The sequence below is a fragment of the Colwellia sp. MB3u-8 genome (assembly GCF_014076985.1).
GTDB lineage: Bacteria > Pseudomonadota > Gammaproteobacteria > Enterobacterales > Alteromonadaceae > Cognaticolwellia.
In genome coordinates this window covers 69892-95924 of sequence record NZ_JACGVA010000037.1, presented here as the reverse complement: position 1 = coordinate 95924, position 26033 = coordinate 69892, and the positions used below count along the sequence as shown (strand labels likewise).

Annotated in this window: 23 protein-coding genes and 1 riboswitch; of the genes, 5 read left to right on the top strand and 18 right to left on the bottom strand. The window is 39.1% G+C overall.

Annotated elements, in window-relative coordinates; all coding sequences use genetic code 11:
* Nucleotides 1-65 precede the first annotated feature (65 nt).
* Nucleotides 66-1595, bottom strand: a complete 1530-nt coding sequence (gndA, locus tag H4J54_RS02775; RefSeq protein WP_182189356.1) for an NADP-dependent phosphogluconate dehydrogenase — start codon at nt 1593-1595, stop codon at nt 66-68.
* A 258-nt stretch (nt 1596-1853) separates the two neighbouring features.
* On the opposite strand from gndA, the gene gap reads away from it, so the two are divergent.
* On the top strand, nt 1854-2852 hold the full coding sequence (gene gap / locus H4J54_RS02770; protein WP_182189354.1) for a type I glyceraldehyde-3-phosphate dehydrogenase: 999 nt from the start codon (nt 1854-1856) through the stop codon (nt 2850-2852).
* 395 nt (nt 2853-3247) lie between these two features.
* On the opposite strand, the gene H4J54_RS02765 is transcribed toward gap, so the two are convergent.
* From H4J54_RS02765 to zwf, 5 genes are read right to left on the bottom strand one after another with little or no spacing between them, the layout of a single operon-like run.
* Nucleotides 3248-3895 carry a bifunctional 4-hydroxy-2-oxoglutarate aldolase/2-dehydro-3-deoxy-phosphogluconate aldolase gene (locus tag H4J54_RS02765; protein ID WP_182189352.1) on the bottom strand — a complete coding sequence of 216 codons (648 nt, stop codon included), beginning with the start codon at nt 3893-3895 and terminating at the stop codon, nt 3248-3250.
* A gap of 8 nt (nt 3896-3903) precedes the next feature.
* A complete protein-coding gene (locus tag H4J54_RS02760; RefSeq protein ID WP_182189350.1) occupies nt 3904-4914 on the bottom strand; it encodes a glucokinase in 1011 nt (336 codons plus the stop codon).
* 2 nt (nt 4915-4916) lie between these two features.
* Nucleotides 4917-6749, bottom strand: coding sequence for a phosphogluconate dehydratase (edd, locus tag H4J54_RS02755; RefSeq protein ID WP_182189630.1), 1833 nt, complete (start codon nt 6747-6749; stop codon nt 4917-4919).
* Between the two features lie 17 nt (nt 6750-6766).
* On the bottom strand, nt 6767-7459 hold the full coding sequence (pgl, locus tag H4J54_RS02750) for a 6-phosphogluconolactonase (RefSeq protein WP_182189347.1): 693 nt from the start codon (nt 7457-7459) through the stop codon (nt 6767-6769).
* Nucleotides 7459-8928, bottom strand: a complete 1470-nt coding sequence (gene zwf, locus H4J54_RS02745) for a glucose-6-phosphate dehydrogenase (RefSeq protein WP_182189345.1) — start codon at nt 8926-8928, stop codon at nt 7459-7461. The genes pgl and zwf overlap by 1 nt, the downstream gene beginning before the upstream one ends.
* Nucleotides 8929-9246: 318 nt before the next feature.
* Here zwf and H4J54_RS02740 point away from each other — a divergent pair, with 318 nt between their 5' ends.
* Both H4J54_RS02740 and pyk read left to right on the top strand, forming a co-directional pair.
* Entirely contained in the window at nt 9247-10095 is an 849-nt protein-coding gene (locus H4J54_RS02740) for a MurR/RpiR family transcriptional regulator (protein ID WP_146881122.1), read from the top strand.
* A 69-nt stretch (nt 10096-10164) separates the two neighbouring features.
* Nucleotides 10165-11619, top strand: a complete 1455-nt coding sequence (pyk, locus tag H4J54_RS02735; protein WP_182189343.1) for a pyruvate kinase — start codon at nt 10165-10167, stop codon at nt 11617-11619.
* Between the two features lie 150 nt (nt 11620-11769).
* Here pyk and H4J54_RS02730 read toward each other — a convergent pair whose 3' ends face one another.
* Nucleotides 11770-12618, bottom strand: coding sequence for a DUF6279 family lipoprotein (locus H4J54_RS02730; RefSeq protein WP_182189340.1), 849 nt, complete (start codon nt 12616-12618; stop codon nt 11770-11772).
* Between the two features lie 155 nt (nt 12619-12773).
* Here H4J54_RS02730 and H4J54_RS02725 point away from each other — a divergent pair, with 155 nt between their 5' ends.
* Complete coding sequence (locus H4J54_RS02725) at nt 12774-13826, top strand: ATP-dependent 6-phosphofructokinase (protein WP_182189338.1); 1053 nt, start codon at nt 12774-12776, stop codon at nt 13824-13826.
* A 141-nt stretch (nt 13827-13967) separates the two neighbouring features.
* Here the strand turns inward: H4J54_RS02725 and H4J54_RS02720 are convergent, their stop codons facing one another.
* The gene (locus H4J54_RS02720) at nt 13968-14888 is read right to left on the bottom strand and encodes a LysR family transcriptional regulator (RefSeq protein WP_182189336.1); all 921 of its coding nucleotides are present in this window, start codon (nt 14886-14888) and stop codon (nt 13968-13970) included.
* Nucleotides 14889-15354: 466 nt separating this feature from the next.
* Here H4J54_RS02720 and H4J54_RS02715 point away from each other — a divergent pair, with 466 nt between their 5' ends.
* Nucleotides 15355-16050 carry a type 1 glutamine amidotransferase domain-containing protein gene (locus H4J54_RS02715; RefSeq protein ID WP_182189333.1) on the top strand — a complete coding sequence of 232 codons (696 nt, stop codon included), beginning with the start codon at nt 15355-15357 and terminating at the stop codon, nt 16048-16050.
* A gap of 349 nt (nt 16051-16399) precedes the next feature.
* Here the strand turns inward: H4J54_RS02715 and H4J54_RS02710 are convergent, their stop codons facing one another.
* The 10 genes from H4J54_RS02710 to aroG all read right to left on the bottom strand — a co-directional run bounded on the left by H4J54_RS02710 (nt 16400) and on the right by aroG (nt 26000).
* Complete coding sequence (locus H4J54_RS02710) at nt 16400-16849, bottom strand: SMI1/KNR4 family protein (protein ID WP_182189331.1); 450 nt, start codon at nt 16847-16849, stop codon at nt 16400-16402.
* Nucleotides 16850-17006: 157 nt separating this feature from the next.
* Nucleotides 17007-17444 carry a SirB2 family protein gene (locus tag H4J54_RS02705; protein WP_404851885.1) on the bottom strand — a complete coding sequence of 146 codons (438 nt, stop codon included), beginning with the start codon at nt 17442-17444 and terminating at the stop codon, nt 17007-17009.
* A gap of 151 nt (nt 17445-17595) precedes the next feature.
* Nucleotides 17596-18420, bottom strand: coding sequence for a LytTR family DNA-binding domain-containing protein (locus H4J54_RS02700; RefSeq protein WP_182189326.1), 825 nt, complete (start codon nt 18418-18420; stop codon nt 17596-17598).
* Nucleotides 18417-19490: a sensor histidine kinase gene (locus H4J54_RS02695; RefSeq protein WP_182189324.1), complete on the bottom strand. Its 1074-nt coding sequence runs from the start codon at nt 19488-19490 to the stop codon at nt 18417-18419. Before H4J54_RS02695 ends, H4J54_RS02700 begins: the two co-directional genes overlap by 4 nt.
* Nucleotides 19491-19575: 85 nt before the next feature.
* The gene (locus tag H4J54_RS02690; RefSeq protein ID WP_182189321.1) at nt 19576-20655 is read right to left on the bottom strand and encodes a phosphotransferase; all 1080 of its coding nucleotides are present in this window, start codon (nt 20653-20655) and stop codon (nt 19576-19578) included.
* An 80-nt stretch (nt 20656-20735) separates the two neighbouring features.
* Nucleotides 20736-21410, bottom strand: a complete 675-nt coding sequence (gene pnuC, locus H4J54_RS02685; protein ID WP_182189318.1) for a nicotinamide riboside transporter PnuC — start codon at nt 21408-21410, stop codon at nt 20736-20738.
* On the bottom strand, nt 21410-21676 hold the full coding sequence (locus H4J54_RS02680; protein WP_182137891.1) for a hypothetical protein: 267 nt from the start codon (nt 21674-21676) through the stop codon (nt 21410-21412). Before H4J54_RS02680 ends, pnuC begins: the two co-directional genes overlap by 1 nt.
* A 151-nt stretch (nt 21677-21827) precedes the next feature.
* Nucleotides 21828-23921, bottom strand: a complete 2094-nt coding sequence (locus H4J54_RS02675; RefSeq protein ID WP_182189315.1) for a TonB-dependent receptor — start codon at nt 23919-23921, stop codon at nt 21828-21830.
* Nucleotides 23922-24057: 136 nt separating this feature from the next.
* A riboswitch (TPP riboswitch) is annotated at nt 24058-24172 on the bottom strand.
* 138 nt (nt 24173-24310) lie between these two features.
* Nucleotides 24311-24679, bottom strand: coding sequence for an HIT domain-containing protein (locus H4J54_RS02670; protein WP_182189313.1), 369 nt, complete (start codon nt 24677-24679; stop codon nt 24311-24313).
* Between the two features lie 265 nt (nt 24680-24944).
* Complete coding sequence (gene aroG, locus H4J54_RS02665; RefSeq protein WP_182189311.1) at nt 24945-26000, bottom strand: 3-deoxy-7-phosphoheptulonate synthase AroG; 1056 nt, start codon at nt 25998-26000, stop codon at nt 24945-24947.
* Nucleotides 26001-26033: the final 33 nt, after the last annotated feature.

Sequence of the window (26033 nt, the reverse complement as noted above, 5' to 3'; positions counted from 1 at the left end):
CGCCAGTCAAATTAACCATTACCCAAGTAGCGCCAGAGCCTACTTGGGTTGAAATACAGCTATACTTAATTGATTTCCTGCATATTACGTGATTCACTTGACCAATTAACGTGATACTTTTTACCTGTGGCTTTATCGATACGTTCAAAAGTATGAGCGCCAAAAAAGTCACGCTGTGCTTGTAATAAATTGGCCGGCAGCACAGCACATCGTATAGAGTCATAATATGACAATGCAGATGAAATTGCCCCGGTTGGAATCCCCATCAAGGCAGAATTTGACACTGCCTTTCGCCAGTTCAATTGATGTTGACTTAATTGCTCAGCAAAGAAATCATCTAAAAGTAGATTGTCTAGGTCAGGGTTTCGCTCAAATGCTTGCGTGATTGACTGTAAAAATGCCGCACGAATAATACAGCCCGCACGCCAAATTTTGGCAATACTAGCAAAGTTAAGCTGCCAATTATGCTCTTGCTCAGCGAGTTTCATTAATTGAAAACCTTGTGCATAGGCACATATTTTTGCGCTATATATAGCATCATGTAACTGTTCAATAAACGCCTGTTTTTCTTCACCAGCAAGTATCACGACTTCTGGACCTGATAATATGCCTGAAGCTTTAACACGTAAATCTTTAAAAGATGAAATAGAACGAGCAAAAACCGCTTGAGCTATAGTTGGCGCAGGTGTGCCCAATTCTAAACTACTTACCGCAGTCCAAAGTCCGGTACCTTTTTGACCCGCCTTGTCTAAGATCAAGTCAACTAAGGGTGTTTTTTCTTCACCCACTCGATGACGCAAAACCTCGACCGATATTTCCATTAAATAACTTTCTAATGGGCCGCCATTCCACATTTCAAAAATGTCTGCAATTTCATCACTGTTTAATGCTAAGCCGTCACGCAGCATTTGATATGCTTCACATATAATTTGCATATCGGCATACTCAATGCCGTTATGCACCATTTTCACATAATGCCCAGCACCCGCTGGACCAATATAGGCAGCACAGGGTTCACCTTCAGTAACAACTTCACCTGGTTTAGTACGTTCAATGGGTTTACCTGTTTTTGCATCAACCTTTGCAGCAATGGCTTGCCAAATAGGTTTTATTCTTGCCCATGCGTAGGGTGAACCACTGGGCATTAGTGCCGGACCAAAACGCGCACCCACTTCACCACCTGAAACAGCTGATGAAAATAAAATAAAGTTATTTTTGTATTTTTTCTCGCGTGCAACGGTATCAACCCATAAGCTATTACCTGTATCAATAACAATATCATCAGGTTGAATACCGGCACCAATCAAGCTTTCACATACTTGATCAACCGGTGCGCCTGCTGGCACTGATAGTACGATGAGGTGAGGTGGTTTTAAGCGAGAAAGTAATTCAGTATAAGACGAACAACCAATAACACGTGCTGTTGATAAGCCACTTTCAGCCTTGTCTTGAGTAATGGCATCTTCAACTTTACTGATATCAAGATCGAAGGCGGCAATACTAAAACCGTTATCAGCCAAATTAAGTACTAAATTCTTACCCATAACACCTAAACCAATAAAGCCGATGTCGCATGCACTGTTGTTCTGTATCATAAAAAGTCCAAAAAAATTATAGATGGGGGCATTATGCCATCATCATCATCATAGAAAAATAATAACCTTATGGAAAAGCCAATAAATAAATATTTTTAGCCAGGCTATGTTGAATAGCCGACATTTTAGTAACAATACGCAATAAAACAAGGTTTAAATCAATATTTATTGCTTTATGTCGAGTTATAACTTGTAATTTTCATAAAATGGTGTAATTTTACTACATTAATTTTTAAAGTTTGATTTTAGGGTTTTATTATGACAATTAGAGTAGGGATCAACGGCTTTGGTCGTATCGGTCGATTCGTGTTTAGAGAAGCATTTGCCAGAGCAGATGTTGAAGTAGTCGCTATTAATGATTTAATTGACGTTGATTACATCGCTTATATGCTTAAGTATGACTCTACTCATGGCCGGTTTAACGGCACTGTTGATGTTGTTGATGGCCACTTAGTCGTTAATGGCAAAAATGTTCGTGTTACCGCTGAACGCGACCCACTAAACCTAAAATGGAATGAAGCTGAGGTTGACGTTGTTGTTGAATCAACTGGCTTATTTTTAACGGATGAATCAGCGCGTAAGCACATTGTAGCGGGCGCTAAAAAAGTGGTACTTTCGGCACCGTCAAAAGACGATACGCCAATGTTTGTTATGGGTGTTAACCATCTTGAATATGCCGGACAAGACATTGTTTCTAATGCATCTTGTACCACAAACTGTTTAGCTCCTATCGCAAAAGTATTAAATGATAACTGGGGTATCAAAGATGGTTTAATGACCACAGTGCATGCCACCACAGCAACACAAAAAACAGTTGATAGCCCGTCAGCTAAAGATTGGCGCGGTGGTCGTGGTGCTGGACAAAACATTATTCCATCATCAACAGGTGCGGCTAAAGCTGTTGGCAAGGTTATCCCTGCATTGAATGGTAAATTAACCGGTATGGCATTTCGCGTACCAACGCCTAATGTTTCTGTGGTTGATTTAACTGTAAACTTAGAAAAGCCAGCCAGTTATCAAGAAATTTGTCGCGCAATGAAAGCAGCATCACAAGGTGAGCTAAAAGGTATTTTAGGCTACACCGAAGATGCGGTAGTGTCTAACGACTTTATTGGCGAAAGATGTACCTCAATATTTGATGCTACCGCAGGTATAGCATTAACAGATACTTTTGTGAAAGTAGTTTCTTGGTATGATAATGAAATTGGTTATTCAAACAAAATTTTAGATTTAGCGACCTATATTTCAACACAATAAGCCTTTGTTTGTCCGCTAATAAGTTAATAAAAAAGCCAGATTAATTCTGGCTTTTTTATTAACCCTCTCCCCTCCTAAGTTCCTGACTTAACAGTGACGAAAACTAACTTTATTGCAAAAATACTTGTTGGTTAATCTCATTCAGTGGCAATAATCATCACGATTCATCGCTTGGGCACTAGCTAGCTTACTGTTACATAGTGCGATCATTGTCTTTAAATATGTAATAAAACAACAAAAACGATCTGTAGTTGTTTTATCAGTTACCAACCCACTACAGCAGTGAAGCCCAATATTGTTATTATTTTTTGTATTTTAAGCAAAAAAAAACCAGGCAATGCCTGGTTTTTACTGATAGATAAATTTTTTATCAGCCCTTATAGCAACAATGGCTATTATTTTACATGCGCTAGTGCTTGCTTTGCTAAACGCGTAATTTCTTGCCAATTACCTTGTTTAATAATTTCATCAGATACTAACCAAGAACCACCGCAACATGAAACATTGGGTAAGGCTAAGTAGTCTCGAACATTATTTAAGTTAATACCACCGGTTGGACAAAATTTAATTTCAGGAAATGGTCCACCAATTGACTGCAAAGCCTTTACACCACCCGATGCTTCCGCAGGGAAGAACTTAAGATGATCATAACCACAGTCAATGCCATCCATTAATTCAGAAATAGAAGAAATACCCGGAATTAAAGCGATATTGCCTTCTTTACCCGCTTTTAATAAATCTTTGGTTAGTCCTGGGCTAATGGCAAATTTTGCGCCAGCTTCATAAGACTTTTGTAACAAATCTCGATTAGTAACGGTGCCCGCACCCACAATGGCCTCGGGTAAGTTTTTAGCTATGATGCTGATCACTTCTAATGCCGCAGGTGTACGCAAGGTAACTTCTAGCACTTTTATGCCCGCTGCTAACAATGCTTCTGCAATAGGTAGTGCATCTTTAACATCTTTTATCACTAAAACCGGAACTATCGGGCCCATAGCAAAGAGATCTTTTGGCTGTATTTGCCAATTATTTGATAATGTCATAATTGCTCTTAATACCTTGTCGTGTTATTTTTTTGGATGATGTCATTAGCTTTTTCTGACATCAATTGTTTAAGATATGCTGATGCACCAAGTAAACCAGGTTGTTTTTCAGTGACAACAAATGTTGGAATAGGTTGAGTAAAACTCGATAAACGCCCTTTCTGTTCAAATCTTTGTCTAAATTCACTGCTAGCAAAAAATTCGATAAAGCGAGGAACAATGCCACCGGCAATATAAACACCGCCATAACTACCTAGCGTTAACGCTAGGTTACCGGCGAAACTTCCTAAAATTCGACAAAATTGCGCTAAGGTTTCCACGGCCAATGAACAACTGCCTGACAAGGCTTTTTCAGCGATTTCTTTTGCTGATAATTTTGTTATCTCGCCATTTTTTTCGAAACTCAAGGCTTGGTATATTTGTTCAATACCTAGCCCTGACAATACTTGCTCATAGGAAACACGGGGATATTTTTTTGAAAGAAATTGTAAAATGGCAACTTCTTGTTGATCCACGGGGGCAAAGTCTACATGCCCCCCCTCACCGCTTAAACTATGCCAACCAGAATCTATCGCGATCAAATTAGCTACGCCTAACCCCGTACCCGGACCACAAATAGAGATAGGTTTGTTAGCTATAACATCACCAACGCCTATTTGTACTTTTTGCTTAGCACCTAAATGCGGAATAGCATGAGCTATCGCGGTAAAGTCATTAATCAACACCAATTCATTAAACTGTAATTGTGCCTTTAATTCTTTTTGCGAAAACTGCCAAGGTAGATTAGTCATCACAATCAGATCTTTATCTACTGGGCAAGCGATAGCTAAACAAGCATTAACTTTTTTACCCACTAATTGCTGCTGTGTAATAAAGTCGGTTAATACCTCGGCTAAACTCGTGTAGTCGGCACAAGCATAAATGGTGATGTTAGCAATATTTCCTTGCGCGTCGATTAACGCCACGCGCATATTGGTGCCACCAATATCAGCAATAATATTTATCTCATTATCGTGCATGGTTATCGCTCGCCTTGAAAATCATCATCAAACAGTGAACATGCACCGGTTTCAGCTGAGCTTAAGTTACGACGCATAAAGCCAAATAATTCACGCCCCATACCTTGATGATGACCATTAACTTCAAAAATAGCATTTTCACGTTTTGCTAGTTCAGCATCATCAACTAACAAAGTTAACTCGCCACTTTCGCCATCGAGTAAGATCATATCACCGGTTTTAATTTTTGAAATTAAGCCACCATCTAACGCCTCTGGACATAAATGAATAGCGGCCGGCACTTTACCTGAAGCGCCCGACATTCTACCGTCGGTAACTAAAGCAACTTTAAAGCCTTTATCTTGTAAAACCCCTAATGGTGGCGTTAATTTATGTAGTTCAGGCATACCACGGGCTTTTGGCCCCTGAAAGCGAACAACAGCAATAAAGTCTTTTTCTAACTCACCGGCATCAAAGGCAATATCAAGTTCGTGTTGATCTTCGAAAACAACTGCAGGTGCTTTAATCACAAAGCTACCTTCGCGCAGTGATGAAGTTTTCAACACTGAAACACCTAAGTTACCTTTCATAACTTTTAAACCACCATGGCTACTAAAAGGTTTTGCAGCAGTGGCTATAATTTCGTCATCGCCTGAACTAGTGGCGCCGTCGATCCAGACTAATTTGCCATCTTCCAATACAGGTCGTTGGGTATAACGAGTTAAGCCGCGACCGCAGATGGTTTCAACGTCTTCATGTACCAAACCAGCATCAATAAGCTCTTTGAATAACAATGCCATGCCACCCGCTTCTTGAAATTGATTAATGTCAGCATGACCATTGGGATAAATACGCGTTAATAGCGGCACAGCGTCAGATAAATCATTAAAGTCTTGGAAATTAATAATAATACCGGCCGCTTTGGCAAAGGCGATGATATGCATAGTTAAGTTCGTTGAACCACCAGTTGCTAACAAGGCAACAATAGCATTAACAATTGAACGCTCATCAACCATTTTACCTATGGGCATATAATTGCCAGATTGCTGAGTTAAACGCGTAACTTGGCGCGCTGCAGCTTTGGTCAATTCTTCACGTAATTGTGTATTGGGCGCAATAAAAGAAGCGCCTGGTAGATGTAAACCCATCACTTCAACCACTAATTGGTTAGAGTTTGCCGTACCAAAAAATGTACAAGTACCAGCGGTGTGATAAGACGCAGATTCTGCTTCTAATAACTCTTCTTTACCCACTTCACCTTGAGCATATTGCTGACGAACACGCGCTTTGTCTTTATTTGGCAAACCAGAAGGCATTGGGCCCGCGGGTACAAAAACGGTAGGTAAATGACCAAAAGTCATACTAGCAATCATTAATCCAGGCACTATTTTATCGCAAATACCCATCATCAATGCGCCATCAAACATATTATGCGACAGCGCAACAGCAGTTGACATAGCAATAACGTCTCGGCTCATCAAGCTTAAATCCATACCTGGCTGACCTTGTGTAACACCGTCACACATCGCAGGTACACCACCGGCAAATTGGGCTACGCCACCGGTTTCTTTAACAGCGGCTTTAATAATGGCTGGGTAGTTTTCGTACGGTTGATGCGCTGAAAGCATATCGTTATAAGCAGATATAATAGCAACGTCTGAATGATTAACACCACGTAATGTCGTTTTGTCATCGCTACCACAAGCAGCAAAACCATGAGCTAAGTTGCCACAAGATAAACTAGCGCGATGTACAGTCGTTGATTTTTCACCCGCTATCTTTTCAAGGTAAGCCGCTCGGCTTGCTTTACTTCGATCAATAATACGTTGTGTGATCTGTACAATATTTTTATTCATAACTGTTTTATTCATAATTACTTGGCCCAATAAACTTGTGTATTAATGTTTGGTGCTTGTAAAAAAGCCCTGATCGGCATTTCTTTACATACTTGTCCGGCAATAGCTTTAGCCAATACTTGTTTTTTACTGATACCGCTAATGTGTAAAAAAGTATTTTTGCTTTCTGCTAAGGCAGCAAAACTAAAACTAATTCGCTGATGTGGCGCCGTTTTTGGTGTTACTTTCAATAATGCTTGGCTATCCTTCGCCAAGCACTGCGTTATTTCATCACTACAAGGAAATAACGAGGCAGTATGACCATCTTCACCCATACCTAAAATAAGTACATCTAATGGCAATAACTGCTGGTTTGCTGCTAGGTTTAAATCAGCTAAGGTTTCATCGCTAAGGATTTCACCTTGTTTTAAATAGAAAAATTTCGCTTTTAGCGCTTCATTTTGCATCAGGTATTCATGCACTAACTTAGTATTACTATCGCTTGAATCAATATCAACCCAGCGTTCATCTGCCAAGGTAATAGTGATAGCTTGCCACGCTAGCTTTTTCTTTGATAAGGCTTGAAAAAAACCTTTTGGTGTTGAGCCACCCGAAACCGCGATACTGGCTTTGCCTTTACTTTCAAGCGCAGCCGTTAATAACGCAGCGACTTTATCTGCCAGTGCTTCGTCTAATAATTGACGTTCTTCGAATTCATTAATTTGGTACATTATTCTACCCACTGGCGATCATCGCGTGCGATTAAAGAAATTGATGAAACGGGTCCCCATGAACCGGCTGCATAAGGTTTAGGTGCTTCATTGGTGGCTTGCCATGCTTCGATAATACTATCAGCCCATTGCCACGCCGCTTCAACTTCATCACGACGAACAAATAAAGATTGATCACCTTTAATAACTTCAAGCAATAAGCGTTCATAGGCATCAACAACACGTTGGTTGTCGTATGCTTGAGAAAAACTTAAATCAAGTTTGTTTTCGTGAATTTGCATTTGCGACGCGATACCCGGAATTTTATTCATCATTTCAAGTTCAACACCTTCGTCAGGTTGCAAACGAATGGTCAATTTATTTGACGGTAAATCGGCATAACTCTCACTGAAAATATTATGAGCTTGTTGTTTAAAATGGACCACAATCTCACTGTGTTTTTGCGGCATACGTTTACCTGTTCGCAAGTAAAAAGGTACGCCAGCCCAACGCCAGTTGTCTATTTCGGCTTTAATGGCAACAAAAGTTTCTGTTTTGCTATTCGCTTTTGCCCCCTCTTCGTTCAAATACCCTGGGACAGCTACACCATTTAAATAACCATCCGCATATTGGCCACGCACGGTTTTATCTTTAACATTTTGTCGAGTGATAGGTTTAAGCGCTTTGATCACTTTTAGCTTTTCATCACGGACACAGTCCGCACTTAATTCAGCGGGTGGTTCCATGGCAACTAACGACAGTACTTGCAACAAATGGTTTTGCACCATATCTCGCATTTGCCCTGCTTCATCATAAAAACCCCAACGCCCTTCGATACCAACACTCTCTGCAACGGTAATTTGCACATGGTCAATACTGTTTCTATCCCAATTATTGGTAAAAAGGCTATTGGCAAAACGCAACACTAATAAATTTAATACCGTTTCTTTACCTAAATAGTGGTCAATACGGTAAATTTGATTTTCATTAAAGTAACGAGACACCTGATCATTAATCACTTTAGACGACTCTAAGCAATGACCAATAGGTTTTTCCATTACTACTCTGTCTGCATCGTTGATTAACTTAGCCGTTTTTAAACCTTGACTAATATCACCATAAATAGCGGGTGGTGTAGAATAATAATAAACTCTCGCACCCAATGCGGGTGATAAGCTTTCGGCTAATTGCTTATATGATTTAAGGTCTTTAAAATCAAGCTGTTGATAAGCAAGCCTAGCTAAAAACTTGGTCAAGGCTGCGACATCTAATGCTTCAGGTATAAACTCATTTAAGCATTCATCTATTTGTTTAGTAAATTGCTCAAGTGTTAGTTCATTTCGAGCAACAGCAATAATGCGAGTGTTATCACTCAACAGGCCGGCAAGCTCTAACTGATATAAAGAAGGTAAAAGTTTGCGACGAGATAAGTCTCCCAACGCACCAAAAATAACAATCTCGCTTGCTAGAGGGCAATCTATGTTTTTCATAGTGTGTATTCTCAATTATTTATTTTACTGTAACTAAACTACATATGAGGCTAATTTATCTGCTATAGCGTCATCAGTAAAGCTCTTTCTGTAATATTACTACATTCTTTCCATTTCATTTAAAAACAGCCATTTCAAGACTACTTTAGTATGAAAATGGATTAAATGTTTGCAAAATTCAGCACTTTTGTTTTATATTAGTCGAAAATATGAAATAAATTTTCATATTTTCTGTTCTTAAGGCAGAAAATAAATTACAGTTACCCTTTATTTGCTCGGTAATTAACCAGTTAAGTAACACGCGAAGGCTTAAACGTAATGAATATATTAGAAAAAATCGCCAACGAGTTAGAGACTTTCAGTAAATCTGAACGAAAAGTGGCAGACGTTATATTATCATCACCTGAAACGGTTATACATGCCAGTATTGCTGCCTTGGCGAAACAAGCTAATATAAGTGAGCCCACAGTAAATCGCTTTTGTCGACGACTCGACACTAAAGGCTATCCTGACTTTAAATTGCATTTAGCACAAAGTTTGGCCAATGGCACACCTTACGTCAATCGCCATGTTGATGAAAATGATTCGGCTGAAGAATATACTTCAAAAATATTTGAATCAACCATGGCGAACCTAGAGTTAGCGCGTAAAAGTTTAGACAGTTCCACCATAAATCGCTCTGTTGACCTATTAACTCAAGCCAATAAAATTTCTTTTTTTGGCTTAGGCGCTTCTGCGGTCGTCGCACATGACGCACAAAATAAGTTTTTTCGCTTTAATGTGCCTGTTGTCTATTTTGATGACATATTAATGCAACGTATGAGTGCTATAAATAGTTGCCAAGGTGATGTTGTTGTCGTTATATCACATACCGGCAGAACTAAGTCTTTGGTTGATGTGGCAAGTTTAGCACGTGAAAATGATGCCACTGTCATAGGAATAACAACAGCAGGATCACCATTAGCCAAAGAATGTAATATTGTGCTATCAGTTGAAGTTGCTGAAGATACCGACTTATATATGCCAATGGCATCACGTATTGCCCAACTTACCTTAATTGATTGTTTGGCGACCGGTTTTACCCTTCGTCGCGGGACAAAATTTCGAGACAACTTGAAGAAAGTTAAAGACAGTTTACGTAGCTCACGCTTTGAACGTAAAGACTAATTAGTAGCTATTGGTACATAGCCAATCGTTGATAAATACACAAAATATTATATAATTTTAAGGATTACCATGCCTAGAAGAACTAAAATTGTCGCGACCTTAGGTCCTGCAACTGATGATAGAGCCGTATTAAAACAAGTACTTGCTGCAGGTGTAAACGTTGTTAGATTGAATTTCTCTCACGGTATTGCACAAGATCATATTGACCGCGCAAATACAGTACGTGAATTATCGAAAGAGCTAGGCATTTATGTCGGTATATTAGGCGACTTACAGGGACCTAAAATTCGAGTTTCAACATTTAAAAATGGCCCGATAAAATTAGTGATTGGTGAAAAATTCGAATTAGACGCCTCATTAGCGAAAGGCGAAGGTTGCCAAGAAAAAGTCGGTATTGATTACAAAAAACTTCCTCAAGATGTAGTGCCAGGTGATATTTTGTTACTCGACGATGGCCGTGTACAATTACGTGTGCTTGAAACCAAAGGAGAGTCAGTTTTTACTGAAGTTACTGTGGGTGGTCCATTATCAAACAACAAAGGCATTAACCGTCAAGGCGGTGGTCTTACTGCTCCTGCCCTGACTGATAAAGACAAAGAAGATATTAAACTAGCAGCTAAAATTAACGTTGATTTTCTTGCGGTATCTTTTCCACGTGACGCCGCTGATATGCGCGAAGCGCGTTTATTGGCACAAGAAGCCGGTTGTGACGCGCGTTTAGTGTCGAAAATTGAACGTGCTGAAGCAGTAAATGATGACAAAGTGTTAGACGGTATCATTCTAGCGTCTGATGTGGTTATGGTTGCCCGTGGTGATTTAGGTGTGGAAATTGGTGATGCGGCCTTAGTGGGTAAACAAAAACATATTATTGCCCGTAGCCGTCAGTTAAACCGCGTAGTTATCACGGCAACGCAAATGATGGAAACCATGATTGAGCAACCTATGCCTACACGTGCTGAAGTGATGGATGTTGCTAATGCCGTGCTTGATGGCACAGATGCCGTGATGCTTTCTGCTGAAACCGCTGCAGGAAAATACCCGATTGAAACAGTAAAAGCAATGGCGAGTGTTTGTATCGGCGCAGAGAAGGAAAGATCGGTCACTACCTCAAAGCATCGCGTGGAAATGGCCTTTACTGAAGTGTCTGAAACCATTGCGATGTCGGCTATGTATGCGGCTAATCATTTAGTCGGTGTTAAAGCCATCATCGCATTAACTGAATCGGGTCATACCACAAAAATTATGTCACGAATTTCTTCTGGCTTACCGATTTACTCGTTATCTCGCCATAATAAAACCTTAACTAAGACAGCGATTTACCGTGGTGTTTATCCAGTGTTGTTTGACTCTACAGATGCTGACAATGCTGAAAAAATGGCAGAAGAGGTATTGTCTACCGTGGTTAAAGGTTCTGAGCTGGTTGTTGGCGATAAAGTGATCTTAACGCACGGCGATGTAATGGAAACTGTTGGGGCAACTAACACCTTAAAAGTGCTAACCTTAACTAAAAGTCACTTTGCTTAATATCGTTTTATAACGGTTAACATGACTAACCGTGGTGAACGGTAGTTAACTAAAAATAATCAACTAAAAATAGGTAGCTAAAAGCTACCTATTTTTTTTGTTTTTTTATCGCGCTATTTGTATTCATTGCTTAAGCAACCAACCAATTAATTAATCATTATTAATTAGGTACTCTAAATCGCCAAGTATTTTATCAATTTTTTTGTTGATGCGTTTACGCTGCTTATTAGTTGCCGTTGTCACCATATAAAGAAAAATGTTAGTGAACACCTGATTGTTATTGCTAGTAATGGCATTAAATTTTTCATCTCGTAAACTACGACCATTAACAAATAAACTGTAAAACTCCAATTTAAATTGATGGTCTGGTAAGTTGCCATTTAATAAGTCAGCAAACTGCTGGGTCCAACGTTGTCGGTAAAGCATACGCGGTTCAAATGAGTGCTGAAAGCCTTTGCTCAGCACTGTGACTTGCGATTTTTGCTCAGGGGTTAACTTACCAAACCAGTCTTTAAGTTGCTCTTTCTGCTGGTCCGTGCGTTCTTCTAACCAGTCCTGCTCAGACAAAGCCTCATCATCATCAAGACTCTCTTGATGAGCCTCTTGTAGTGCTTGTAACAATTGCTGTGTTTGCTCGGTTGACAAACTAACAACCAAAGGCTGTAACTTAGGCTCTGTGGCGATTAAAAAGTTTTGCCAATGCTCAGTAAATTGTACAAAGTTAGCCGCGATGTCCTGCTCATTTATTTGCTCGTTAATCGCCATTTTAAGGGCTTTAAGCTGCTGTACATAAGCGGGTAACTGTGTGGTGCGATGCCACAAATGCAATTGTTCAAACTCATCATCGAAGCGTTGCTGTTGTTGCTCAGTTAGCGTGACATAATCATCAAGATACCAATGAGTCCACCAATCTAAATGGTTATAGACAAAACGGAAACTACAGCCGGATAAGAACACAGCCATTAATAGCCAAATTAGTATTAGTTTTATTTTTTTCATTTAATATTTCTCGTACAACTTATAGCCATTGAATTAAGCCTAGTTATTGACCTAGAGTAAACTATGCGCGCCTTAATGAAAAACTATTTTACCTTAAGGTAAATCACTGCTAATTTGAAATACATTCCTCGGACATTTAAAACGAGAAGAAAGCTATGCCGACTAGTAATCCAAAGAAGATCAAACCGGTTAAGAGAATCGCTGTTTTAACCAGCGGTGGCGACGCACCAGGTATGAATGCTGCTATTAGAGCTATTGTTATTTCCGCACAGCATTACAAAATAGCAGTGATGGGTTTTTATGCTGGTTTTAATGGCTTGATTGACGATATGTCAATGCCACTTAGCGTTAAAGACGTCGCAAATATTATTCACAAAGGCGGTACTATTTTAAAAAGTGCGCGCTGCCCCGCGATGAAAACACCCTTAGGTATAGCGCAAGCAGCAAGCACTCTGTTAAAAGAAAAAATTGACGCCTTAATTGTTATTGGTGGTGATGGCTCATTTGCTGGCTCAATCGCCTTGCAACAGGAGTGGTCTGGTCAAATCATTGGTATTCCTGCCACCATTGATAACGATATTGACGGTAGCGATTTTACTATAGGTTTTTCAACCGCCATCAATACCGCTATAGAAGCAATAGATAAAATTCGCGATACGGCAGAAGCATTTGAGCGTATTTTTATTGTTGAATTAATGGGCCGTCATAGTGGTCATATTACTTTTAATGTCGGTATTGCTTGTGCCGCTGAACAAGTTATTTCATTTGAAAATTTTGCCCATAATAATCAAACAACGGGCGAGCAAGAAAAACTACTCACATTAGCGCAAGAAATAAAACTCGCTCAAGCCAATCGACATGCCAGCTATATTATTGTCATTGCTGAAAATGTATGGCAAGGAGGTGCCTCTGTGTTAGCTCAACAGCTACAAGCCATAGCACATATCGATTGCACTGCCTGTATTCTTGGCCATATTCAACGGGGTGGCTCACCGGTTGCCAAAGATCGAATTTTAGCAACCAAATTGGGGGTGGGTGCTGTACAAGCCATCATAGCTGGAAAATCAAATATCATGATTGCAGAACAGAATAATACTGTGGCTACGGTGGCCTTACAAACAGCCATTATGCACCAACAAGGGGTTAGTGAAAGTTTAATACAAGCACAGGAAAATATTTTAGCTTTAACCGCGCAACGTCTTTGTTAGCTCTTGTTCTATTTATATTTGTTTAGTCTTGTTAAGTTATTAAAATTGGCTCAGCTTTCATTATTTAAGCGTATTTTACGAAGCTATTTACTGAACCTATTTACTGAACCAAAGTTTTTTGAGTAAACTTTAAGATTTTGATTAACGATCTTTGATGAGCAATCTTGCTTGTTGTTGATCAAAAAACTGTTCGAGAAAATCAATTAAAAGTCGCAATTTTTTTGACTTGGCAGCCCCTGGCGGAAATACCCCATAAACATCAATGGCTTTAAGCTGGTAATCGTCTAATACCGTTTGCAAATGCCCTGCTTTAATTTTTGGCCAAGCATCATAGGTTGGGATCCGCCCTAAACCATGGCCACCCACAACAAAAGCCGTTCTTGCCGTAGCATTATTGGTGGTTATTGTGCCTTTTATATCAACGGTATGTGACCGACCTGACTTTTCTAGTGTTAACTTATTACTGGCTAGTTTATAAACAACCCAATTATGTTGGCTTAATTCACTTGGTTTATCGGGCCGACCATATTGCTCAAAGTAGTCTGGTGAGCCACAGAGGCAGGTTGCTAACACAGCAAGCTTGCGTGCTTGCAAGCCAGAGTCTGCTAAAGGCGCTCCTCTAATAGCCAAATCAATCCCTTCTTTGACAATATTGACCACCTCATCTGTCAACATGATGTCGAGTTCAATTTTCGGGTAAATATGACGAAATTTATCTAATGCCGGCACAATAGTATGCAGACCAACACTAACCGGACAGGTGATCTTAAGTAGGCCCTCAGGTTCATTTTTAACGTTTTGAATTTGTTGATTAGCAGCGCTAGCCTGCTGAGCAATAATATGACATCGTTGATAATAATCACTACCTGCTTGCGTTAAGGCAATAGATCGCGTTGAACGATTCAAAAGTGTAATACCAAGCTGAGTCTCAAGTTTTTTAATATGGTAGCTCACTACCGCTCTAGAAAGCCCAATATGTTTTGCAGCCGCGCTAAAACTGCCTTGCTCGACCACATGCGAAAATACCACCATACTTTTTAATTGTTCAAAAGAAATATCCACTTAGTCCCCCTTAATTGACAGTCACCCTTGTTAATAGTCACCCTTATTAAAAATTTTACTCAACAAATATTTTTACTGTGCCTATTTTACTGTACCCAATGGATAAAATAATTAACCAATAGTTAATAAAGATAATGGGGAAAAATAAAGCCACCCTATTGATACTCATATGGATATAAGCCAATAGCGCAATGCAGGATAATATGAGCAAGTCATACTTAGGTATGTCATTGCGCACCACCATAAAGTTGACTATGTTGAGGTTCAGATTTGAAGTTGATCACTTAATTGCTCGGCTTGCTACAACTTACACCCAATACATTGTATCAATAATTAAAACAATGTTGTCAACTTTATCTGCATTGTATTAAAAGCAGTTAAGCATATACTTGACACATAAATGAGATGCATAAATAGGCACTCACAGAAAGTTTACTTTGAAATTAACTAGCATAGGAAAATTTAAATGACTGTAACAAATACAACTAACGTATTAATGGTAATAACTTCACATGACAAGCTAGGTAACACAGGTGAAAAAACTGGTTTCTGGTTAGAAGAGTTTGCTTCACCTTATTATCAATTAATTGACGCAGGCTTCAGTGTCACATTAGCCTCCCCCTTAGGTGGACAACCGCCGTTAGACCCAAAAAGTGCCGAAGCCGACTTTCAAACTGATGCCACTCGTCGTTTTGAGCAAGATAAAGCAAACCAAGCAGTATTGGCAACAACAACCAAGTTAGCGCTGATTGATGCGAATGATTACGCCGCTGTTTTTTATCCAGGTGGTCACGGTCCAATGTGGGATTTAACCACTGACCAAAAATCAATTGCCTTGATATCAGCATTTATCGAGCAAAATAAGCCGGTAGCTGTCGTTTGTCATTCAACGTCAGTATTGCTTAATGTTAAAGATAAAAATGGCGCTGCAATCGTACAAGGTAAAAAAATAACAGGTTTTACTAACAGTGAAGAAGACGCGGTGCAATTAACCGACATTGTCCCTTTTTTACTGGAAGACGAGCTAGTTAAGCAAGGTGCCAACTACCAAAAAGGCGACGACTGGGCATCATTCGTTGTTGAAGATAGCGGTATTATCAGTGGTCAAAACCCAGCAAGTTCAAGCGAAGTAGCCACGCGTTTAATTAAGCAATTAAGCTAACAGCTTAACCTTATACTAAGTAAAGCAGCATAATAAAAAGACACGGGTTAAAGCTCGTGTCTTTTTATTAGCTTGATGGTGGTTAAGCGAGTCATGTTAGCGCTATTGATCAACTTATCTAGCCCTAAGTAACGATAACCCACTAATCTAGCCATAATGTGATCTTTTAATGACTCTGGTCATTGATATTCAAACGAATTAGCGCGGGTAGATAAAAGAAAATTCACTTCTTGAGTATCTCCATCTGTCCTTTGGTACTAAGTCTCACTGGGATCGTCATACCAAAAATGTCGTTATTAAGCTTAAATAAATAACCAGTCTAGTGAAATTATTGCAGAAATGAGTTTCCTTACAGTTTATTGAATTCTCCTAGCCATTCACTGAAGCTAGGTGATACTTTTTTCACTGTATGAAATTGATGGTCAAAAAACCAGACGGGTATATCTATCTGCTGTCGTTCACAATCACTCAGTTTGAAACAAAACATGTTGCCCTTACAGTCAGAGGCAAACAAAATATGGCCTTTGGGCATGCCACTCATTTCATATAACTTGGATAATGAATATACGTCTTCAAGACTTAAAAAATCTTGTACCTCAGATATATCGACACCTAAATCACATATTCTGCTTAACACATTCGGTGTGTGCACTAAGCCATAATTCGATAGTAAGTATTTATAGGTGTTAGGGAGAATAGCCGCTAATCGTTGTTCAAGTTCGGCTATATCAGCGCTATCGATTGGGGTCATCGATTGTTTGCTGCCCCAATTTTTTACAAAAAGATCAATACTGTGCATTTAAAAAATTCCAGAAGTAACGACTATTATACAGCTGTATATTTTGGTTGATAATTAGCATAGCCGCTGAAAAAGCCAACTGTTTCTTGTTATATTTTAAATAAAACAGTCACAGCGGCTTATATTATTTAGCTGGGTGCTTGTCCCGTTAAAGCGCTTAACAAATCGCTGTTAACATAGATTGTCCTAACTCGATATAAGCATTAGCATCTTCGCTAATCGCTTTCGATTTAAGATGATCAGCAAAACCTAGTCTGGCAGTCATGGCCAACCAAAATACGGCACTAATGAAACCTACAACACGCCATAAGGTAGACTTTGCCCACTTAAGCGCCAAAGTGATAGAAAGTACATAAATGACAAAACCAGCTAATTTTGATGATGCCCAACCATTAACAAAGGGATATAAGTTAAGTGGATTAACGGCAACGAGGTAAATAAAGGTGCAAACAAAAAGCGTATATAAAATATGTGGCCCAATCTTCAGCAGCTTATTATTGACCTTATCAGAGCCTTTCATTGTTAAGACAAAATTAATCATGAAAAAGATAAAAGTAAGCATAATTATAGTCAGATGGGTGTGCTTAACTATCATGTACATATGGTTGATCCCTAAAGTGCTTTTATTTATTACTAAGACCTGCAGTATATCTTTTGTTTGAGTCGGACAACACCATAACGCTTATATTAATTTTCTCAATTAGCTCAAACACGTTAGCCTTGATTTATTAATAAATGTAGGCTCACTATGCCACCACAGATTTTTTAACCTTTTCTTTATAACTGCGGCTAACTTTTAACTCTTTGCCGTTTGTCATGACTAAATAATATTCACCATTGAGCTGGCTGCAAAACTTATCAATATAACTTTTGTTCACTATGGTAGAGCGGTGGCTGCGTAGAAATCGTCGAGGGTCTAACACTGCTTCAAGTTGTTTCATGGTTTTACGAAGAATATGAGTGTTATCGTCAGTATGAACACACATATAATCGCCGGCAGCGTCGATCCATAAAATATCTTTTACCGGCACTCGGCTAACTTCACCAGCATCTTTTATCGCTAATACATCAGAATAACTCGACACACTGACCGGTTCGTTATTTTCTAGCTCTTGTAAAATTTTTTCACAATCGTTACCGGTAACGTCACTCACTAAACGCACTAATTTTGACTTATGAAGGGCATTAACTTCACTACTGATACTTTGGCGTATTTTATCTAAGGTTTGAGCAAGGCGTTGTTCGTCAGCGGGTTTAAGTAGATAATCCTGTGCATGTACTTCAAAAGCCTGCATAGCGTATTGGTCAAAAGCGGTAACAAATACCACCATAGGTAAATGCAAGCCCTGTGCAATAATAGCTTCAACGACTTCAAAACCATTTAAGCCCGGCATTTGAATATCAAGAAATATTAAGTCAGGTTGATAGGCTCTAACGGCTTCTAATGCTTCTCTGCCGTTAGTACATTGGGCAATAATGTTGATGTCTTTGTGCTCTTGCAGACGAACCGCCAAGCCTTTTCTAGCGAGGGGTTCATCGTCAACAATTATGGTGTTGAGCTGTTTGCTCATATTCGACCGCCAACTTCATAAGGAATTCGTATACTGATTTTAACACCAGTGGGTATATTGTTGGCAACAACTAACGAAAAATCATTCTGATATAAAGCTTGCAATCGTTCTCGGGTATTGACCAAACCGACACCATTTTCACGAAATAAGTTACCATTGTTAATATCTGCACCTGGGCCATTATCAGCCAACTCAATCAGTAAATCGTTACCAAAACGATGCACAGACACGATAATTGCACCGCCTTGCTCTTGTACTGCTACCGCATGTTTTATTGAGTTTTCAGCTAAGGGTTGTAATATCATGCTCGGCACTAAGGCCAAGTTACAGTCGCTAGCCACATTAAATGTGACTTGTAAGCGCTCTTCAAAACGTACTTTTTCAATGTCTAAATAAAGCCTTAGGGCTTGCAACTCACTGTCGAGTGTTACTCGCTTCATAGGGTCTTTATCCAGCGAGTAACGTAAAAACTCACTTAACTTAGTGACCATACCATTGGCGGTTTTGTTTTCTTGTACCAAAATTAGCGTTGATATCGCGTTTAGGGTATTAAACAAAAAGTGAGGGTTAAGCTGATAACGCAGCATTTTTAACTGTGCTTGATGGGCAACCGCATTGGCACGTAATACATTCTGTTTTTCTTTTTGCAGCATTTGATAATATTTAGTACCAAAATATAAAGCACTCCAACTTAAAATAATGAAGAAGGATAATAGACTGTTTTTTGTGTAATAAAGCCAAAAATCAGGGCGATAGCCGTGCTTGTATATTTCCCAATAATTAATATTTTTTACCACTTGCCATAATACGCCGGTACAATAAGAGGTTAATATCACCACGATGGCGATTTTTAACGGTGTGAAATTCCAAACACGACGATAAATATACCTTAACGGCACCGTAAATAACCAACCGGCATAGGCATTCAATAAGATAATAATCAGAAAAATATCGCGTAAATCGTGCAGTAATGAACCTAAGTAATGTACTAAGGCAAAACCACACCAGCCAGCTGTATGAACCAACCAAAATAAGCGATTTCTATTTTCTACAAATTCTTTCCAATTCACACAAGACACCAGTAAGTGGGGTTAGTGCAATTATGCGCTAAGCACACGACGCTAGCACTACCACTAGTCTTAAGATTTGTACGCCTTATCTCATTTCATCTAAGAGCCTATTTACCTCTGGATGCCTAATTGCCAGTAACATTAATTGCTTTATTGACAATATTTTGTACTTTATTAGCTTACGGCCCTGATATTGAGTTAAATACCATAAGCTATTGATTAAAATTGAAAAATCAAAGTAACACGTAACTAGTAGTGGCGAGGTATTACTGTTTTCCTGTGTACTCTCTGTTAAATTGTCGATAATTTTTGTTAATTTTCGTTGCTGATTTAAGCGAGTTAATGCTTGCTGATAGCGCGATGTAATCATTTCAACTTTACTGCTATCAATGCTATTAACCGCCATTAGCATCCCAAGGTCATATTCTATTGGTGCGATACATGCACATTCAAAATCAATTATTTTATATAAATTTCCTGGGTTTTTAGTCTCATTTTTCAACGCTATAATATTGCTGTAATTAGCGTCACCATGGCAAAAAACGTGGCTGGTGTGCTGCACTATTTTATGAGTGTCGGCCAAGTTTTGTTGAAAGACATTGACTAAGGATTTTAGCGCCTGATATTGAGTAGAGCTAAGTACTATATTTTGCAATAATTGCTCAATAGTGGCGGATATATCCAGACTCGGTAAGTAAGACTGTTTTGATAGCAAATCATCGGTTAGTGATATTTTTTGTGTTAAGTTTTGATGATTGCTGTGACTACTTTCGCTCTTACTACTCGTACTCGACGGAGCAATGTTATGACAGCGCGCCAATAGCGCTATTGTGACGGCTAACTTTTCTTCTTCACTCTGCTTGCCGTTATCTAGGTCCTGACCTGCTATAAACTCAGTAATTAACCAGTTTTGTCCAACATATATTAGCTTAGGAGAAATTCCAGCTCTGGCCGCGAGTTGGCTCGCTAAAGGTTCTATACTATCAACGATTAAATACTTGGCAAAATAGATTTTATTTTCATGGCTAACTTGAAAACAAGGCTGGCTTAATCCTGCATTAATAACACTGATATGATCTACCTTGAGATTAAAACAAGGTAGATGGCTTAATTTTAGTGCTAGCGATTGTTGCTGCTGGTCTATTATTGCTTGATCAAATGTCAAAATGCTTCCTACAAGTTACCACAACTCTAGATTCTATCAGACAATCCTTTAGCCCTGTCTCCGACTTTTTATCTGACAAGTTAGCCTGCAACAGAATTATTGATGCACAGGTTATTGTGCTCTGGGTTAAATTGCAGTTTATATTGTTTGCGCCATTGCCAGTAACCATAAGCCGCTAAGATCACGAAACTGCCAAAGAGTGCTGCTGTTGGGATCAAGCCCTTTTCAACATAGAGATAAATCGATACTAGATCAATCACAATAAAATATAACCAATTCTCTAATACCTTTTGGGTAATTAGATAAGTAGCAAACACCGCAAAAACCGTGGTGGCACTATCAAGATATGGAAAATGTGCTGGGGTATAAGTCGCCATTACCCAACCTAAAACTAACGACACAAGCGTTAAAAGCACAATAATACGGCTATGGCGCTGTAAGGTCCATTGGCTATACAAAAGCCTATTCAAATCAGTAAGGGTGTTTGAGGGGGTATTTTTATGCCAGCAAAACCAACCATACACAGCCATCAATAAATAATATAACTGCAGCAAGCTGTCCATCCAAAGATAAACATCATAAAAAATAACCGTATATAACACAGTACTTAATATGGCAGCAGGCCAGCACCAAATACTACCTTTTGCCGCTAAAACCACATACAGTAATGATGCGACCACCGCGATCAACTCTAATAAGGGCAAGGTGGTGAAGTAAGTAAAAATTTCACTGGTTGCACTGATTGCATTCGCCATTATGTTTCGGCTTCTACAACAGAGCGATCGCCACCGATAAACTTGCAAATAAATACCGCAGCATTTAGCGTTTGATGTACATGTTTAATTTCTGCCATCACATGCGCCGTGGCTAAGTCATAATCGCCAAATACTTGTGTACTCATACCGTTGGTCACTACCTTGAGTCCTGGAACTAAGCGTAAACGTTTAATAAACGCCCAGATTTCTGTTTTAAATTTTTCTTCCGCTAACGGGTATAAACTAATTTCAATTGATATTTTCATAAATAACTTTCTTCTTATTTGACCAGTACCGCGTTGTAGCCTATTAAACACTTTATCTAATAGGCTACACCATTCATTGATATGTAAACTATTTGCTAAGACCTAACAGATAGAGGCAAGTTGCTAAGCACAAGTATTTACCTCTATTTTCTTAGAAATTATAATCAAATGTTGCACCAAATACCGCCGGCTCAGCTAATTGATAATAGGCTTTTGCGCTATATTCGTCTCTTGGGTCATTGCCAAAATAGAAACCACGCGTAGCATAACTTTCATCAAACAAATTACGCGCCCAGACCTTCACTTGCCAGTCATCTTTTGCATAACTCATTGACATATTAACCACTTCAATTGCTGCAGATTTTTCATTATGACTATCAGAGAATAAAAATTCGTCTTTACCGTCAACAGAAATATTCACCCGTAAGTGATCTGATAATTGATAATTCAAACCAAGATTAAATTGGTAGCTAGGGGCATGTGCTTGTTCGTCACCTGATTTATCATGGCCGTCAGCATCAATAAAACCATTGTATTGGGTATCTAACAATCCAACAGCGCCATAAATTTCAAGTTCAGGGCTGATCTGCCACCCTGCCTCTAGTTCAAGACCTAAATTGGTACCGGTTGCCGCATTACCTAAATATGAAACAAAGTCGGTACTGCCATCTTCACGTTCTTGTAAAAATGACGTGCGCACCTGCATATCGTCCCTGTCCATGTAAAATACGGCGCTTCGAACATAGGCTTGATTATCCAATAAACTGACTTTATAGCCTAATTCGTAATTCCACAAATACTCAGCCGTGAACTCACGAAGTTCAGTAGGTAAACTGCCCTCAGTGTTGGCACCTCCGGCCTTGTAACCACGATTCACTGAGCCATAGAATAAATTATTTTTATCCGCTTGATACGACAACACCACTTTACCACCGACCATGGTATCGCTTGGATCAAAACTCAGTTGCTCTGAATCGGTATAATCTGCGTTTCTGCGCTCTAACCTTAAACCGGTTGTTAGACTTAACTGCTGAGTCAGTTGGCTATCAAATTGTATGAATGCCGCCATGTTATCGCTATCAAAAGACGAGCTAAAATCACTAGACAAATAGGTATATTGACGTAATAAATCTTCTTTTTCTTGCTTGAAGTATATGCCTGTTACCCAAGCGGTACTGCCATTAAAAATTTCACCTCCTTGCTCTGAAAGCGCTCTTAGCTCAAATGTCGCTGATGTTTTATCACGAAAATAATGATCTTCTGAGCTATATTCCCAAGCCGGACGAATACCCACATAGGCCCAATCTTCATCATAGCCGTAGTCTAATGCTGAGTCAGCATAGCTGATGATAGTCTCCAGCGTAAAATCGCTAACGCCTTGATAGGTAAATTTAGTCGCTAACGCTTTGGTATCTTGGCGATCAAAACCGGGTTGGTCTGATAAGGTATGACGTGTATTATCCAGTGAAAAGGCATCATAGCCATTGTCAAAATCCGCAATAAATGTAGTTATATCAAGGGTTAAATTTTTGCTTATCGCAATAGCTAACTTACCACGCATGGTTAATTCATCACGGTTGTTAGTGTCATCACGATGTAAAAAGTCATTAATGATAAAACCATCACTACGGTACTGTTCAACCGCTAAACGGTAGTTTACCTTTTCAGTGGCTGGACCGGATAAAACCAAACCAGCGCTATAACTGTCATAATTTCCAGCAGATAGTCTTACTTTACCTTCAAAGACATCGGTAGGCGCACTTGAAGTGATATTTATCATGCCGGCCATAGCATTAGCACCAAAGCGTGTACCTTGAGGACCACGATAAACTTCAACTTGTTCAACATCGAAAGTTGACGCTATGCTGCCGATACTAGAAAAGTCTATACCGTCGATCACTAAACCCACAGAGGGATTAATCGGTTCTTTGAATTGGCTACGCTCACCAATACCACGTATTTGATAATACCTAGCGCGCTGTGTGCCACTAGAGAAATTAACATTGGGTGTTCGAGCAATTATTTCTTCTAAGTTCTGTGCATTACGCGCGCTAATTTCATCGCTAGCGATAACAGATAAAGAACTGGCGGTTTTTTGTAGTGACGTAGAGCGGAAGTCGCCGTCTATGGTAATAACTTCTATTGTTTGCTCTGCCGTATTAATAGGGCTGTCAGCGGCAAAAGTTGTAGAAGCAACCATGCTGGTTAAAATAGCTAAAGTAATAGGTGATTTTGTAAATGTCATTATGATCTCATAAATTCGATTAGGAATACGTTATGGGATCCGGCATGGGGAAGTGAGGTAGCTACTCGGTTTAATCTGTAGCATTATAGTTAGCAAGCGAGTAATGCCTAAAAAATATAAAGTTACATAACGGTAATGCGATTAGCTTAACCATTCCTACGCCGGTACTATCCGGTTCAGGTTCTAAGGGTTCGCTTCGCATCTCAGCCATTAAAATCGTAAACAATTTTCAGGCACCCCTTGGTTCGATATGCATACTAACAATATTTATTTAAAAGTACAGCGTAAAATCTAAATAAACAAAAACTTTATATTGCCTTATCTTAACTTGAACTAGGGGTAATAAGTCATGAGCTTTATCGCATAACATACTTATTCAAATAATTAATTTACTTAGGGTTTAACATTCTCCCTAACGGTTCTCCCCCCACTAAATGCAGATGAATGTGATAAACCTCTTGGCCAGCGTGTTGATTACAATTCATGATCAAACGATAACCGTCTTCTGCTATTCCCTCTGCTTGTGCCAGTTTCTTCGCAACAGTAAACATACGACCAATAGTTAGCTCATCTTCTACTTCAATATCATTAACTGTTGGAATGAGCTTATTAGGTACAATTAAAATATGACTTTTAGCTTGCGGAGTAATATCACGAAACGCCGACACAAGATCATCTTGAAAAAGTAATGGTGCGGGAATTTCTTGGCGAATAATTTTTGAAAATATAGTTTCTTCTGCTGTGTTGTTATCAACCATGGTTTACCCTCTTTATACTTATGAATTTTTAGATCTTGATCATTTATAGTTTAACGATAAACACGCTGATGACAAGGCTATATGTCATCAGCATGTTAAATTCTTTGGCTTTAATTAACTGAGTTAATTCACTATCACTGATTGGCAATTAACGTCATCAATTGGCTATAACGAAAAACGCCAGTCAGGAATTAACTGACTGGCGCGATTAATAGCCTATTTTTATATTTTTTATTTTTCTGTTATCTATTGCTGATTAACATGACTACAGTGCGCGGCGCTGAATAACGGCTTGATCAAGTTCAGCGAGCAAAATTTCAGTATCTTGCCAGCCAATACATGCATCTGTGATGCTTTGGCCATACGTGCCTGTTTCACCCAGCGCTAAGTCTTGACGACCTTCAACTAAATGGCTTTCTACCATCACACCAAAAATTTGTTTATTACCGGCAGTCATTTGTTGGCAAACGTCACGACAAACTAACATTTGATTTTCAAACTTTTTACTACTGTTAGCATGACTAAAGTCAATCATGATATTGGTATTTAAACCTGACTTATCAAGTTGTTCGGTAACCGATTTAACACTATCAGCATCAAAGTTTGTGCTTCTACCACCACGTAAAATGATATGACAATCTTCATTACCTGCTGTTTCAACAATGGCAGAATGGCCATATTTAGTTACCGAAAGGAAATGATGTGAAGCACTCGCAGCGCCAATAGCATCAATAGCCACTTTAATCGTACCATCGGTACCATTTTTAAAGCCAACTGGGCATGATAAACCTGAGGCTAATTCACGATGAACTTGGCTTTCTGTCGTGCGTGCGCCAATGGCACCCCAACACATAAAATCAGCCATATATTGTGGGGTGATCATATCTAAAAACTCACCGGCGGTAGGTAAGCCTAAGTTATTTAAATCAAGCAGTAACTTACGGCCAATACGCAAACCATCGTTAAGTTGAAAGCTATTGTCCATATAAGGGTCGTTGATAAGTCCTTTCCAGCCGACAGTAGTTCTTGGCTTTTCAAAGTAAACTCGCATAACAATTTCTAGCGTGTCTTGATATTTTTCACGCAATTTAACTAAGCGCTCACCATATTCCAAGGCCGCTTTGGGATCATGTATCGAACATGGCCCGATAACCACAAGCAAACGATCATCTTGATTATTAAAAATGTCACTTATGGCTTTTCTGCCAGTAAAAACCGACTTTGTTGCTTGTTCTGATGAAGGAAATCGCTCAAGTAATGCGATAGGAGGTAAAAGTTCTTTGATGTTATTAATACGAACGTCGTCGGTTTGCTCAAACATATTTTGTCTCTTTATACTGCGAATAATTGCTAC

Bases quoted from the DNA above. Each gene is read 5' to 3' on its own strand.
- gap (WP_182189354.1), top strand. From the start codon at position 1,854: ATGACAATTAGAGTAGGGATCAACGGCTTTGGTCGTATCGGTCGATTC.
- aroG (WP_182189311.1), bottom strand. From the start codon at position 26,000: ATGTTTGAGCAAACCGACGACGTTCGTATTAATAACATCAAAGAACTT.
- H4J54_RS02710 (WP_182189331.1), bottom strand. From the start codon at position 16,849: ATGCACAGTATTGATCTTTTTGTAAAAAATTGGGGCAGCAAACAATCG.
- H4J54_RS02670 (WP_182189313.1), bottom strand. From the start codon at position 24,679: ATGGTTGATAACAACACAGCAGAAGAAACTATATTTTCAAAAATTATT.
- H4J54_RS02680 (WP_182137891.1), bottom strand. From the start codon at position 21,676: ATGAAAATATCAATTGAAATTAGTTTATACCCGTTAGCGGAAGAAAAA.
- H4J54_RS02715 (WP_182189333.1), top strand. From the start codon at position 15,355: ATGACTGTAACAAATACAACTAACGTATTAATGGTAATAACTTCACAT.
- H4J54_RS02725 (WP_182189338.1), top strand. From the start codon at position 12,774: ATGCCGACTAGTAATCCAAAGAAGATCAAACCGGTTAAGAGAATCGCT.
- pgl (WP_182189347.1), bottom strand. From the start codon at position 7,459: ATGTACCAAATTAATGAATTCGAAGAACGTCAATTATTAGACGAAGCA.
- H4J54_RS02705 (WP_404851885.1), bottom strand. From the start codon at position 17,444: ATGATAGTTAAGCACACCCATCTGACTATAATTATGCTTACTTTTATC.
- pnuC (WP_182189318.1), bottom strand. From the start codon at position 21,410: ATGGCGAATGCAATCAGTGCAACCAGTGAAATTTTTACTTACTTCACC.
- H4J54_RS02740 (WP_146881122.1), top strand. From the start codon at position 9,247: ATGAATATATTAGAAAAAATCGCCAACGAGTTAGAGACTTTCAGTAAA.
- H4J54_RS02730 (WP_182189340.1), bottom strand. From the start codon at position 12,618: ATGAAAAAAATAAAACTAATACTAATTTGGCTATTAATGGCTGTGTTC.
- zwf (WP_182189345.1), bottom strand. From the start codon at position 8,928: ATGAAAAACATAGATTGCCCTCTAGCAAGCGAGATTGTTATTTTTGGT.
- H4J54_RS02760 (WP_182189350.1), bottom strand. From the start codon at position 4,914: ATGCACGATAATGAGATAAATATTATTGCTGATATTGGTGGCACCAAT.
- pyk (WP_182189343.1), top strand. From the start codon at position 10,165: ATGCCTAGAAGAACTAAAATTGTCGCGACCTTAGGTCCTGCAACTGAT.
- H4J54_RS02765 (WP_182189352.1), bottom strand. From the start codon at position 3,895: ATGACATTATCAAATAATTGGCAAATACAGCCAAAAGATCTCTTTGCT.
- edd (WP_182189630.1), bottom strand. From the start codon at position 6,749: ATGAATAAAAATATTGTACAGATCACACAACGTATTATTGATCGAAGT.
- H4J54_RS02700 (WP_182189326.1), bottom strand. From the start codon at position 18,420: ATGAGCAAACAGCTCAACACCATAATTGTTGACGATGAACCCCTCGCT.
- H4J54_RS02675 (WP_182189315.1), bottom strand. From the start codon at position 23,921: ATGACATTTACAAAATCACCTATTACTTTAGCTATTTTAACCAGCATG.
- gndA (WP_182189356.1), bottom strand. From the start codon at position 1,595: ATGATACAGAACAACAGTGCATGCGACATCGGCTTTATTGGTTTAGGT.